General features: G+C 72.4%; 15 protein-coding genes. 10 read left to right on the top strand and 5 right to left on the bottom strand.

What is annotated here, in order from left to right:
* Positions 1-278: 278 nt before the first annotated feature.
* Positions 279-533, bottom strand: a complete 255-nt coding sequence (locus tag ACFU9E_RS14410) for a hypothetical protein (protein ID WP_380685844.1) — start codon at positions 531-533, stop codon at positions 279-281.
* Between the two features lie 135 nt (positions 534-668).
* Here ACFU9E_RS14410 and ACFU9E_RS14405 point away from each other — a divergent pair, with 135 nt between their 5' ends.
* From ACFU9E_RS14405 to ACFU9E_RS14395, 3 genes are all read left to right on the top strand, one after another.
* Complete coding sequence (locus tag ACFU9E_RS14405) at positions 669-1,481, top strand: Scr1 family TA system antitoxin-like transcriptional regulator (RefSeq protein ID WP_380685842.1); 813 nt, start codon at positions 669-671, stop codon at positions 1,479-1,481.
* A 10-nt stretch (positions 1,482-1,491) separates the two neighbouring features.
* The gene (locus ACFU9E_RS14400) at positions 1,492-1,704 is read left to right on the top strand and encodes a DUF397 domain-containing protein (RefSeq protein ID WP_380685840.1); all 213 of its coding nucleotides are present in this window, start codon (positions 1,492-1,494) and stop codon (positions 1,702-1,704) included.
* A 134-nt stretch (positions 1,705-1,838) separates the two neighbouring features.
* Positions 1,839-2,060 carry a DUF397 domain-containing protein gene (locus ACFU9E_RS14395; protein WP_380685838.1) on the top strand — a complete coding sequence of 74 codons (222 nt, stop codon included), beginning with the start codon at positions 1,839-1,841 and terminating at the stop codon, positions 2,058-2,060.
* 349 nt (positions 2,061-2,409) lie between these two features.
* On the opposite strand, the gene ACFU9E_RS14390 is transcribed toward ACFU9E_RS14395, so the two are convergent.
* The 3 genes from ACFU9E_RS14390 to ACFU9E_RS14380 all read right to left on the bottom strand — a co-directional run bounded on the left by ACFU9E_RS14390 (position 2,410) and on the right by ACFU9E_RS14380 (position 4,783).
* Positions 2,410-3,006 carry a hypothetical protein gene (locus tag ACFU9E_RS14390; protein WP_380685836.1) on the bottom strand — a complete coding sequence of 199 codons (597 nt, stop codon included), beginning with the start codon at positions 3,004-3,006 and terminating at the stop codon, positions 2,410-2,412.
* Between the two features lie 192 nt (positions 3,007-3,198).
* Positions 3,199-3,909 carry a hypothetical protein gene (locus ACFU9E_RS14385; protein ID WP_380685834.1) on the bottom strand — a complete coding sequence of 237 codons (711 nt, stop codon included), beginning with the start codon at positions 3,907-3,909 and terminating at the stop codon, positions 3,199-3,201.
* Between the two features lie 199 nt (positions 3,910-4,108).
* Positions 4,109-4,783, bottom strand: a complete 675-nt coding sequence (locus tag ACFU9E_RS14380; protein WP_380685832.1) for a hypothetical protein — start codon at positions 4,781-4,783, stop codon at positions 4,109-4,111.
* A 135-nt stretch (positions 4,784-4,918) separates the two neighbouring features.
* On the opposite strand from ACFU9E_RS14380, the gene ACFU9E_RS14375 reads away from it, so the two are divergent.
* The 5 genes from ACFU9E_RS14375 (at position 4,919) to ACFU9E_RS14355 (ending at position 9,302) form a co-directional block, all read left to right on the top strand.
* Entirely contained in the window at positions 4,919-5,503 is a 585-nt protein-coding gene (locus tag ACFU9E_RS14375; protein ID WP_380685830.1) for a hypothetical protein, read from the top strand.
* Positions 5,504-5,534: 31 nt separating this feature from the next.
* The gene (locus ACFU9E_RS14370; RefSeq protein WP_380685828.1) at positions 5,535-6,278 is read left to right on the top strand and encodes an NUDIX hydrolase; all 744 of its coding nucleotides are present in this window, start codon (positions 5,535-5,537) and stop codon (positions 6,276-6,278) included.
* 56 nt (positions 6,279-6,334) lie between these two features.
* On the top strand, positions 6,335-6,631 hold the full coding sequence (locus ACFU9E_RS14365; RefSeq protein ID WP_380685826.1) for a hypothetical protein: 297 nt from the start codon (positions 6,335-6,337) through the stop codon (positions 6,629-6,631).
* Between the two features lie 549 nt (positions 6,632-7,180).
* Positions 7,181-8,227: a protein kinase family protein gene (locus ACFU9E_RS14360; protein ID WP_380685824.1), complete on the top strand. Its 1,047-nt coding sequence runs from the start codon at positions 7,181-7,183 to the stop codon at positions 8,225-8,227.
* A gap of 31 nt (positions 8,228-8,258) precedes the next feature.
* A complete protein-coding gene (locus tag ACFU9E_RS14355) occupies positions 8,259-9,302 on the top strand; it encodes a hypothetical protein (protein ID WP_380685822.1) in 1,044 nt (347 codons plus the stop codon).
* A gap of 48 nt (positions 9,303-9,350) precedes the next feature.
* Here the strand turns inward: ACFU9E_RS14355 and ACFU9E_RS14350 are convergent, their stop codons facing one another.
* Positions 9,351-10,529: a serine hydrolase domain-containing protein gene (locus tag ACFU9E_RS14350; protein ID WP_380686148.1), complete on the bottom strand. Its 1,179-nt coding sequence runs from the start codon at positions 10,527-10,529 to the stop codon at positions 9,351-9,353.
* Between the two features lie 167 nt (positions 10,530-10,696).
* Between ACFU9E_RS14350 and ACFU9E_RS14345 the strand changes: the two genes are divergently transcribed.
* A complete protein-coding gene (locus ACFU9E_RS14345; RefSeq protein WP_380686150.1) occupies positions 10,697-11,854 on the top strand; it encodes a sensor histidine kinase in 1,158 nt (385 codons plus the stop codon).
* Positions 11,842-12,486, top strand: coding sequence for a response regulator (locus ACFU9E_RS14340; RefSeq protein ID WP_380686153.1), 645 nt, complete (start codon positions 11,842-11,844; stop codon positions 12,484-12,486). The genes ACFU9E_RS14345 and ACFU9E_RS14340 overlap by 13 nt, the downstream gene beginning before the upstream one ends.
* Positions 12,487-12,532 lie beyond the last annotated feature (46 nt).

Below are 12,532 nucleotides of genomic sequence, written 5' to 3'. Positions count from 1 at the left end.
GGAGGACGGCGCCGTCGCGGTTGAGGATGAGGGCCTGGTGGCCGAGGCGTCGGCGGGGCGGGGTGGTGAGGATGGCGGGGAGGTGGTGAAGCATGGGGTGCTCCTGTTGGGCGAGAGCCGGGTGAAGCAGGCGGGCAGTCCGGCGGAGATTCCGATGGTGAGGATCAGCCCGAAGATGAGGAGTTGGGGCGCGAGGGGCCCGTCGTGGATGGGCCAGCAGACGGCCATGGCGGCGAGGGCGGAGAGGGTGGCGACGCCGAGGACGGCGGCGAGCAGCCTCACGCCACGTCGGCGGTGCGCGGCCGGCTGGGGTGCTGGACGGTGACGAAGCGGGGCTCGGCGAGGGCCTGGACGTGTTCGGGCTTGGTGGTCCACTCGCAGCCGCCGGATTCGGGCCGGAGGTGGACGAGCCCGGCGAGGGTGTCCATGTACACGGCCTCGATGGGCTTGCCGGAGAAGTCCCGGTGCCCGAGGTCGCGGACGACCTCGCCGACGGTGGGGGTGTAAACGGGCATGCGGGGGCGACTGGGCATGGGGGCTCCTGGTTGCGCTGTGCATAGGGATCGCTACGACCCGTATCCATGGTGGGGCGATCTGGGCTACGATCGGAAGGGTTCGCACTGGACACTTCGGCCATGTGGGATTCGGGCTGCGGGAGGCGATCGAACATGCGGCGAACGGAACTTGACCCAACGTCATCGCCTGCGGCGGCTTTCGGAGTTCAACTCCGCAGATCGCGCGAGGCGAAGGGGTTCACCCAGGTCGATCTGGGGAAGATCATCGGCTACAGCGACACCCTCGTGTCCTCCATCGAAAGAGGGACGCGCAATCCCACCCAGCTCTTCGCCATCAAGTCCGATGATGCGCTTGATACCGGCGGAACCCTGGAGCTGATGTTCTGGAACATCAGCAACACCTCACTCCTCGAAGGGTTTCCCGAGTACGCAGCTCAGGAGGCCAAGGCGGTCGAGATTCGCCACTTCGAACTCGGCATCGTCCCTGGACTCCTACAGACCCAGGAATATGCGGCGGCATTCGCCGCCGCTGCTGTGCGACGTGGAAAGATCACCCAGGAACAGGCGGACGACCGAGTCAACTTTCTGCTCACTCGCCAGAAGCTGTTGGAGCGAAAGCCCGCGCCTTGGCTTCACTTCGTCCTCGACGAAGGCTGTCTCCGTCGCCCGGTGGGCGGACGTGAGGTGATGCGACGCCAGCTCCGCCACCTGGAGGAGCGGGCAGCAAGGCCCAACATCACCATCCAGATCGCGCCGTACAGCCTCGCCGAGGAGCTGCCGTTCAGCAAGGTGGTCACTCTACTGACCATGGCGGACCGGTCACTCCTCGCCTACTCGGAGTGCCAGATGCGCGGGTTCCTCGCTCGGCAGAGCGAAACCGCCCGCCCTTTGGAAAGGGACTACCATCACCTCACAGTGGAAGCGCTGCCGAAAGCCGCCTCTCTGGAGATGATCCGTCAGGCGTGAAAGGAACGTCATGATCGGCCCCGTAGACCTGTCCATCGCAGCCTGGTTCAAGTCCTCCTACAGCGACAACGGGGGGACCTGCGTTGAGGTGACCCCCGACTTCCCCGGCCTCGTCCCCGTCCGCGACTCCAAGGACCCGTCCGGCCCCGCACTCGTCTTCCCCTCCGACGCCTGGCGATCCTTCGTCACCGCCATCCAGGCCGGCGAGTTCGGCACCATCTGATCACCACCACCCCGGGGCCCTGGCCGCCAAGGCGGCCTGGGCCCTCGCTATGCGGCCGGTTCTGGGATTCGCCTGGCCCCTCTACGCGTCTACTGTGGACAGAGTTCGGATCCACTCGAACTGGGAGGCCTCAAATGACGATCGACAGTGTCGAAGCGGCACTCGCGACGACCCAGTGGTGCAAGAGCACGTACAGCAACAATGGGGGGTCGTGCGTTGAGGTCGCTCCCAACCTCCCCGGCCTCGTCTCCGTCCGCGACTCCAAGGACCCGTCCGGCCCCGCACTCGTCTTTCCCTCCGACGCCTGGCGATCCTTCGTCACTGCTGTCCAGGCCAATGAGTTCGGCACCATCTGAACCCCACGCTTCGGGGCCGTGACCGCACACCGGTCAGGGCCCTCGTTGTACGGCCAGTGGGGCTGCACCCAGTGCAGCTCGGCCTGGTCCTGAGAACCGCGCGGACACCATGGCTGTTTGTGTCGAGTGCCGCACCGCTCCAGCAGTGATCGAGGATCTCGACGTACAACCGCCACGGCCATGGTGTCTCGCATGCGCGACTGCCTTGGTGCGAGCCGGCGACCCCGTGGTGAGGTACCGCGCGCTCGACGACTCGGACGCCCGCCAACACGTCCTGGCGGGCGGCAGCACCACCGCCGGTCCTCCTCGGCCCCCGACCGGGCTCTCCGGTCGGGGGCCGCTGAACTCCTCACGTCTGCCGTAGATTTGCCGGTGCCCACGGCGCAGCGGGGGCGGGAGGGCTGGAGACGCTTTGCGGGACGGTTTTTCCGATGGGTTCTTCACTCACCTGGCACGCGAGACACATCCGGTGGACCTGATGTGCCTCTACCTGCTGCACGGCTCCGCCGCACGGATCCCCGGCCTGCTCGTCGATCGGCGGACGCTCTCGTTCGAGTACCTGAGCCGGCACGTCCGTCCCGAGCACCACTCCAGCTTCGACGACGCGGACATGTTCTCGCTCTCCATCAGGAGAAAGGTCCACGGGCGGCTGTACGGGCTGGAGTTCAGGCTTCACTTCATCGCCGGTGAGCCCTTCGCCGACGCGGTACTCCCCTTCGGTACCCCTGTCGACCTCCCCCGCTTCATGCACCGCCTTCGTGGGCACCACGCTCCTGGAACGCCCACGGGCGACTGGGACTTCGAGGTGTACACCGACGTGCACGATCTCCGCGAGAGCATCGTGCTGTTCGGCAACCGGCGCGAGGTCTGGTTCCGGGTCGACCGGGGCCGGCTGGTGACCGGCCGCCTGCACGGCAACCGGTTCGGGACCGCCGCCCAACTGCACGCCGGAAGCGTCCTGTTCCCCGACCGTCTCGCCACCGTCCAGGCCACCTCGGCCGAGGCGCGGGCGTACCGGCGGTACGTGGCCAGGCTGCGCGGCCCTCTGCCCTCCCGCACGGGACGCCCGGACCACCCCGGGTTCGGCCGCTCCGCGAACCGGGTCGTGTTGCGCATGCGTCCCGACGCCCTTCGGCCGCTACCCGGGGATGCCTGTGGACTCGGCTTCGTGCAGGCCGGCTTGGGCGGCGCCGTGGCGGAGTGTCCGGAGTCCGAAGGCCGTGACGGGGCCGTGGGCGCCGGGGGTGAGGGTGACACCGGCGGTGGCAGCGTGGCTTGCGCCCCAGGCGAGGAGGGTGCCGGTCATCTCGTAGGGGTCGGGGCCAGTGAGGGCGGTGGTGGCCAGAGGCCGGCCTGCCACGTCGCGGGCGGTGGCGATCACGAGGGCCCGGCCGTCGGGGTCGGGTTCGCGGGTGGAGCCGGGGAGGCGCTGGGAGAGCCTGGTGACGGCGCCGCGGATCGCGGGGGTGCGCAGGAGGGGTGCGGCGAGGTGGGTGGCGGTCTGGACCGGGCGGGTGGCCCGGCCGAACCAGCCGAGGCCCACATCGACGCTGTCGAGGTGGGGGAAGGCCTCGGGCAGGCCGAGGTGTTCGGAGCCGCCGACGGTCAGTGCGGTGCGGGTGAGACCCGCGTAGCGGAAGGTGAGCAGGCGGGCGCCGGTGTGTTCGGCGGCGAGGCGGGCGGGGCCGCCGGTGCGGGGGCGGCGGTGGGCGAACGCTTCTTCGACGGCGGAGCCGACGAGTGAGGCGCAGGTGCCGCCGGTGGTGAGGGTGAAGGCGTCGCTCAGGGTGCCGCGGTAGCGCGTTTCGTCGCCGTGCCCGGAGCGGGTGAGGAAGTAGCGACCTGGCATGCTCGAAAATGCCGGCCACTACCCCCTCGAAGACCCCGGCCTCCAGCAGATGGAGGACGCCATCGCCGAGTTCGTCACCAGGAACACGGCCTGACCGACGCGCCCCGAGCAGCCGGCCCCGCACCGTCGACGGCTGGACTCCCGCCGCCGTTCAGCCGTCGACACGGCGCCGGCTGACGCCGCGACCGCCGCCGGGTTCTCAGGCGACCTTCCAGCCGTGGGCGTACTCGATGTGCAGCGCGCCCGGGGTGTGGCGCAGGGGGCGGCCGAATCGGGCGCCGTCGTGTTCCAGGGTCACGCACTCGTGGGTCTTCGGGTAGCTCAGGGCGCGGGCCGGGCCGTCGGCCACCAGGGAATGCACCAGTGCGCCGGTCGAGCGGAACGCCGTGGCGCTGCCGGTGAGGAACAGGGTCTCCGCGGCGTAGCCGAAGCAGAGCTCGTCGCCCCGACCCCCGTGGTGCGCGGGCTGCTCGTCGTCCTCGTCGTCCCTCGGGAAGTCGGTCTCGGGGATCTCCATCGTCTGCGGCTTCCCCGCACCCAGCCGACCGCGCACCGCCTTCCAGCGCGAGGGCGGGAACCCCAACCCGGGCTGCACCAGCACCAGGTCCAGCGCCACCGACGACCGCTGCCACTCGCCGGTCCCCGCCGGCCCCTCGCGGCCCGCCTTCAGCGGCACGTACACCAGCGACCGCCGCGACCGCGCGGCCAGCCCCCACGCCACCGCCAGGCTCTCCGCCGCCTGCCGGTCCACGTACATGTCCAGCGACCAGCCGTTGTCGTACAGCACGGCACGACCCGACCTCGGGCCGGCCTTCACCACCCGGTACTCCTCTCCGCCGTGCCGGACCCGGTGGACCGTGGTGCTCAACTTCACCGGACAATTCGTATCCCATCCGGACGCACCCTGTCCCCCGCTTTTGCGCCCCGCCGACCGGTCCACCCGCGTGTCGGCTTTCTGTGCTGTACTGCGCGCACCAACTCCCGCCCCTGCCCCAGGAGTCGACCGCTCGTGAGCGCCACCTGCCCGCAGTGCTCCGCCTCGGACCAGTCCGTCGCCGTTCCGCACGCCCTCGCGCCCACCGCCGAACCGCCGCTCGACGAGCCCACCCGGGCCCTGCTCGCCCCTCCGCCCCCGCCGCAGCCGGGCCGGCACCGGAGCGTCGTGGCGATCACCTTCTACTCCCTCTCGGGCGTGTTCGCCGTGTTCGGTCTCCTGAGCGTCACCAAGTCCTTCAGGGAGGACCTCGAAGGCGCCGAAACGGCCGAGCTGATCGCCTACTTCGTCGGCACGCTCATCGTCCCCGGGTTCCTGCTCGCCGTCGGGCTGATCGCGCGCGTCGTCTCGCGCCGCCGCCACGAACGCAGGTTCGTCGAGAACTACGGCCTGCTGCACGCCCACTGGCAGCGTCACCAGCACGTCTGGCAGGCCGCCTGGTTCTGCCGCCGCTGCCGGGTCGCCTTCTTCCCCGACGCCGTGCTGCGCCCCGACTTCCCCGCCTCACCGCCGATCCGGCTGGAGCAGTTCCCGCTCTGGGTGGTGACCGCCGCCGACCGCGCCCACGGCTTCCCGAACGCACCCGTCGCGCCGAGCTGACCGCGCGGCCGGTTCCTGCTTCCATGGGCGGATGCCCGAGACACCCTCGCCGTTCCTCCCGCCGCCCGCCGAGGTCCTCGGCGTCCGCCGCATCCGGCTCGTCGAAGTGCCCGCCGCCCGCCTGACCGCCGAGGAGCGGCGGGCCCGGGACCGCGTCTGGGCGGAGATGGTCCTGGCCAATCCCACACTCTTCGACGGCCCGGTGGTGGCGTGCGCGGGCACCTCGTGGCCCCGGCCGGGTGAACTCCACGTCTTCTGGTCGCGCGTGACGTACCGGCACTACGCGCTCCGCCACGTCACCGCCTCCGCCGCCCCCACCGCCTCCCTCTCCGTGAGCGTCCTGCAGCCCACCGACGACGGCCGCCTGCTCGTCGGCCGGATGTCCCCGACCACCGCCGCCCCCGGACGCTGGCAGCCGCCCGGCGGCGCCGTCGAACCCCCGCCCGACGGCGAGCGCCTGGACCTCGCCGCGCTGCGCCGCAACGCCGCCCGGGAGCTGACCGAGGAGACCGGGGTGACCGCCGGGCCGGGCGAGTTGGCGATGTGGGCGGTCACCCGGGGCCGGTACGGCAGCGTCGGCGTGCTCTTCCTCGCCCCGCCGCAGCCCGAGCCGGTGCTGCGCGAGCGGTTCGGCGCCCTCGCGCCGCCCGAGCGCGAGCTGGTCGAGCTGGCCTTCCTCCGCTCCCCCGCCGACCTGCCGGGCCTGCCCGGCCCGCACGCCGACTACCTCGCCCCGGTCGTCCGCCGCTTCGCGCGCCTCCGGCCGCCGGGCTAGAGATCGTCTTCGGAGATCAGATCCAGAGCAGGGACGAAGCGTGGTGGCGGCGACTTGTGGGACTCACGGGCGCAGAGCTCTGCAACGGAACCAAGCCGATGTGCTGCCACGGCAACGCCGTAGACGCCGGCAACTGGAATCCGCTCGACAACCGCCTCAAGCTTGCCTGCGACATGGGTGGCGGAGCCAGCGGCGGCCCCATGATCATCGACTTCGGTGTCAACAGCCAGATCGTGGGAACGAACAGCCACCGCATCGCCGACGACCATAACCAGTGGGTCGAGAACTACCTCTACTCGTCCAACCACGGAGGAAACGCCGCCGGCATGATCAACTGGCCCAACGCCAACTGATCAACCCGCAGGACCGTGGGTCCGTGACAGACGTCGCGGACCCACGTCCGCCTCTACTTCCCAGACGGGTCCACTCGTTCCATCAGTGGCGTGGGGGGGACTCGTGCGCAGGAGTTCCTCGAATGCGGCCGGATCCTTCACGTATCGCTGCATCTCGGGCGAGAGCGGAAGATCCTCCTGTACGACCACGCCCGCAGAATCGCGGGCCACGGCCACTGCGGTGGCCGTGCCCGCTACGACCAGAACCCCGGCCGTGGCCGCCAGCACCAGGCGAGTCCGCTTCATCATCGCCGCTGCCTCTCCAGGACTCGGGCCAGCTCCGCCGGCCGGGGCGGCCTACGCGGCAACTTCGTTTCCTACCAGGAGAGTAGGTGCCATCAGGTACCTCCGTCGACCCGGTTCGCAGCGACACGCTGTGCCAGTCGACCAGTTGGCAACGGGAACGAGGCATCGCAGAACACCTACGAGTGCGCCGCCCACCCGGAAAGCGGTCGCCCCAGGCCGACAGCGTCACCTATGTTGGCCTGACCACCGAGCGAGGAGCGGCAGTTGCGTCACGTCGAAGCCCCGGAGCCGGCCCGGCTCGCCGCCTACGGTTCCATCGCGACCCGCCTGTCCCTGCTCGGCGACCGGCGGCTCGGTGAGGTCGTGGCCGACGCCCGGCCCCTCGGGACCGGCGTCGGCGGTACCTCGGCGGCCCTGGAGGTCGACGGGACGCGGGTGTTCGTCAAGAAGGTGCCGCTGACGGACCTCGAACTCCGCCCGGAGAACGTCCGCTCCACGGCGAACCACTTCGGCCTGCCCGTCTTCTACCAGTACGGGATCGGCTCGGCCGGGTTCGGCGCCTGGCGGGAGCTGGCCGCGCACACCATGACCACCCACTGGGTCCTGGGCGGGGAGTACGACGGCTTCCCGCTGATGTACCACTGGCGCGTGCTGCCCGACACGCCACCCGAGGGCTTCATGGACTTCCTCGGCGGCGTCGACGGCGCCGTCGCCCACTGGGACGGTTCCCCGGCCGTGCGCGAGCGGCTGGAGGCGATCGGCCGGGCCCGCCACAGCCTGGTGCTCTTCCTGGAGCACCTGCCGCAGACGCTCGCCGCCCGGCTGCGCGAGCAGCAGGACGCGGGCCGGTACGGGTGGGCGGCCGACGCCGTGGCACGCGGCGCGGCCTTCATGCGCTCGCGCGGGCTCGTGCACTTCGACGCCCACTTCGAGAACCTCCTCACCGACGGCCAACGCGTCTACTTCGCGGACCTCGGGCTCGCGCTCAGCACGGACTTCGAACTCTCCCCGGAGGAACGGCGGTTCCTCGACCGCCACCGCGCCTACGACCGCGACCACACCGTGACCCACCTGCTCCGCCACCACCTCCTCACCCCCTATCGGGGCGAGACCGAGGCGACCGCCTTCCTGGAGCGGTGGCTCGCCGGCCGGCGGCCCGACGGCGTCCCGGCGGAGGTGGCGGCGATCGTCGACCGGCACGCCCGGACCGCCGTCGTCCTGGGCGGCTTCCAGCGCCGGCTGCTCACCGAGAGCAAGCGCACGCCCTACCCCGCCGCCGAGCTCGACCGCGTCACGGCCGACGCCGGGTAGCCCGTTCCCGCGCCTCCGCTACCCTGCCCCGGTGGAGACCGACGATCACCCGGACGACGACGCCGTGTGGGCCCCGCTGTTCGCGCCACCCGGACCGGGCGCGGAGCTCGTCGAGATGTGGCTGGACTGCCTGGTCTTCAACGAGGCCGCCCCGACGGACGTACACCTCGCCCTCCTCGACGCCGGACACACCGGCCTCCTCCGCCGCAGCAACCTCTCGCCCGCCCGGTGGGACCGTCTGCTCGCCGCCACCGTCGGGCGGGCCGACCACGAGCAGTTGCGGAAGGCGGCCGACGCGGCCCGTGAAGGTGAACCCGCCCCCGAACCCGGCCGCAGCCCGGATTCCGAGCCGCCCGCGACGCCGGAGGCGCTCGCCGAACTGGCCGACGCCGTCCCCGACATCGACCCGGGCGACCGGACCTACGCCCTCCCCTGGGTCGCCGCCCTCCACCACGACACCGACGCCATGCGGCAGTTGGCCGCCTCCCCGAAGGCCTGGATACGCCGCAGCGTCGCCCGCGCCCGCCGACTCCCCCCGGACGTCGTCGAACTGCTCGCCCGGGACGAGGACTTCGCCGTCCGCCTCTTCCTCACCGAGTCCTGCGACGACGCCCCCGCCGAGCTGCTGCTCGGCCTCTGGGAGGAGGGCTGGACCGGTAGCTTCTCCTTCCCCGGCCGCCCGCTCAACCACCCCAACTTCCCGCGCGACGGCCTGCTCCGCTTCCTCGACGACCCCCGCCCGCACATGCGCCGGCTCGCCCTGGACGACCCCGCGTCCACCGCCGCCGACGCCGAGCGCCTCGCCCGCGACCCGGACCCGATGGTCCGCCGGAAGGCCGCCCACGACCCCCGACTCTCCCCCGCCACGGTCGCCGCGCTGGCCGCCGACGACGCCTCCTACCTCAACAGCTTCGCCCACCGGCACCCGGCCCTGCCGCCGGCGCTGCTGGCCGCCGCGCTCCGGGACCCGTTCACCGCCGAGGACGCCGCCGTCAACCCGAGCCTGCCGGTGGCCGTCATGCACCGCATGGTCGCGGCGGCGGCGGCGAGCACACGGACCACCGACGCGCGGTAGCGCGGAGTGGGAAGTCGCCCCCACCGACTTCCCACTCCGCCGACGCTTCTACGAGCGTGCGCCCGGCGCCGCGCACAGGGCGTCGTCGACGAGCTTGCTCACGGCCCGCTCCACGCCCAGCACGTCGGCCGCGGAGGCCGCGAGCACACCCGACAGCGAGACCGTGACGGTGCGCCGGCCGTCGGCGGTGCTGCCGGTGGCGGTGACCCAGCCGGCGTCGCCGCCCTCGTGGCCCCAGTAGCGCCCGCCGCAGGACAGCGGGCGGGAGAACAGCCCCAGGCCGTCGCGGGCGCGCGGCATCAGCGCGCGGAACTCCTCGCCGACCCGGACGGTCCGCTTCATCTGCGCCAGCTGCGCCGGCGGCAGCAGCCGGCCGCCGAGCAGGGCGCCGAAGAACCGGTCGAGGTCGGCGGTGGTGGAGACGAGCCCGGCCTCCCCGTTGGTGCCCGGGCCGACCTGCTCGGTGACGTCGACCAGCGGCTCGCCGGGCCCGAAGCCCTGGTAGGTGCGGGCGTGCGGCTGGGGCAGCTCGGGGGACGTCCCCGGCCGGAGGGTGTGGTGGAGGCCGAGCGGCCGGGTGATCCGCTCCCCGACCTCCACGTCCCAGGTCCGCCCGGTGACCCGCTCGACGATCATGCCGAGCAGGACGTAGCCGGTGTTGCCGTAGCGCCACTGCTCACCGGGTTCGGAGTCCGGGCCGTGGCCCATCGCCCGGGCGACGATCTGCTCGGGGGTCCAGCTGTCGTCGCGGTGCCGCTGGAAGTCCTCCGCCGAGGTGTAGTCGGGGTAGTCGTCGTGGAGGCCGCTGGTGTGCTGGAGCAGCTGGCGGACGGTGATCGCACGCCCGTCGTTGCCGTTGCCGGACACCACGCCGGGCAGCCACCGCTCGATCCGGTCGTCCAGCGAGAGCCGGCCCTCGCCGACGAGTTGCAGGACCACGGTGGCCACGAAGGTCTTGGTGACGCTGGCGATCCGGAAGTGGCCGTCGGCCGGCACCGGCCGCCCGTCCGCCAGATCGCCGACGCCGCTGGTGGCGGTCGCGTCGCCGCCGGCGGAGGTGGTCAGGCGGGCCTGCACGCCCGTCACGCCGAGTGCGGTGATCGCGTCGGCGTCGCGCTGCAGGCGTGCCTCCGGACGCTCGGCGGCGGCCGTCGCGCCGGGCACGGTGGTGGCGAGGGTCGCGGTCACGACGGCGGCCAGCGCCAGGCTCCGCGTGAAGGATCGCATCGTCGGTCGGGGCGTCGATCGAGTGGTCGGTCGGGTCATCGGTCGGGTTGTCATGGGCGTTGACGGTAGGTCCGGCCGAGGTGCGCACGCGCTACCGCCCACGGGCGGGAAGACAGGGTGGCGGGCTGTAGTGCCGGCGCCGATGACCATGCCTCAGACTTGGCCGGATGAAGCACCGGGGGACCGATCGGCTGTCGGTGACGTGGCGCGCGCTGGGCTATCTGCTGGGAAGCCTGGGCGCCGCCGCGCTCGCCCTGGCCGCGCTGCCCGTACTCCTCGTCGTCCCGAGGGCGGCCCGGGCCTGGGCGTCCTGGCACCGCCGCCGCGCCGGCCGGCTGCTGCGCGCACCGGACGACGGGCCCGCCCGGGTCGGGACGTGGCGCCTACTCGGGTGGCTGGGCAGCTCCGTGGTGAGCGGTCCGGCGTTCGGGCTCGTCGCGGTGGCCTGCGCGGGCAACGCGGTCACGACGGCCGTCACGGTGCCCCTGTGGTGGGCGCTGCCCGCCGGCACCCGCGCGGGCGGCTTCGCCGCCGGGGTGCCGCTGACCGGCTGGGGCACCGCGCTGACCCTGGGGACGGCGCAGTTCGTCGTGCTCGCGGCGCTGACCCTCTGGCTGCTCCCGCCGCTGGCGCGGCTGCACGCCCGGAGCTGCGTGGCGCTGCTCTCCCCCACCGCCGCCGAGCAGTTGGCGCGGCGGGTGGAGGCGCTGACCGAGACCCGGGCCGGGGCCGTCAACGCGCACGGTCGGGAACTGCGCCGCATCGAACGCGATCTGCACGACGGCACCCAGGCCCGGCTGGTGGCCATCGCGATGCGCCTGGGCCTGGCCCGCGAGCTGCAGGACACCGACCCCCGGATGCTGGCCAGGCTCCTGGAAGAGGCGCACGAGAGCGCCGAGGAGGCCATGACGGAGCTGCGCGCGGTGATCCGGACGATCTACCCGCCGATCCTCGCCGACCGCGGCCTCAGCGGGGCCCTGACCTCGCTGGCGAGCCGCTCGGCGATCGACACCACCCTGGACATCGGCACCCTCGGCACCGTCCCCGCCGCGGTCGAGGCCGTCGCGTACTTCACGGTCGCCGAGGCGCTCACCAACGCCGCCAAGCACAGCCGGGCCACCCGGACCACCGTCCGCGTCGCCCGCGACGGCGACCGGCTGTCGATCGAGACCTCCGACGACGGGGTCGGCGGCGCCGACGAGACACGGGGCACCGGCATCGCCGGGATCCGCCACCGCGTCCTGGCGCTCGACGGCTCCCTCCGCCTCCACAGCCCCGGCGGCGGCCCGACCACGATCACCGTGAGCCTGCCGTGCGGGTCGTGATCGCCGAGGACAACGTCCTCCTCTCCAACGGGCTGGAACTGCTGCTGACCGCCGCGGGCTTCCAGGTCGCCGCGATCGTCCAGGACGCCCCCGGCTTCCTCGCCGCCGTCGCCGAGCACCGGCCGGACGTCACCATCGTCGACGTCCGGCTGCCACCGGCCTTCCGCGACGAGGGCATCCACGCCGCCATCGAGGCCCGCCGCCGGCACCCCGGCCTGCCCGTGCTGGTCCTCTCCCAGTACGTCGAGCAGCAGTACGCCGGCGAACTGGTCTCCGACGGGCGCGGCGGCGTCGGCTACCTCCTCAAGGACCGGGTGAGCCGGGTGAGCGAGTTCATCGACGCGTTGCGCCGGGTCGCCGCGGGCGGCACCGTGATGGATCCCGAGGTGATCGCCCAGCTCCTCACCCGCCCCGCCCACGACCCGATCGCCGCCCTCACACCGCGCGAACGCGAAGTCCTCGGCCTGATGGCCGAGGGAAAGGACAACGCCACGCTCGCGACCCGGCTCGTCATCACCGAGAACGCCGTCCACAAGCACATCGGCAACATCTTCGCCAAGCTCGGCCTCTCGCCCGCCGACAGCGGCCACCGCCGCGTCCTCGCCGTCCTCACCTACCTCAGCCGTCACTGACGGCGGTTGGGGTCCCGGTCCTGACGAGGAGCACTCCGCCGCAGGG

The organism is Kitasatospora sp. NPDC057595, from assembly GCF_042800875.1.
GTDB lineage: Bacteria > Actinomycetota > Actinomycetes > Streptomycetales > Streptomycetaceae > Kitasatospora.
The sequence above is the reverse complement of the archived record's forward strand: the minus strand, read 5'-3'. Positions and strand labels throughout refer to the sequence as shown.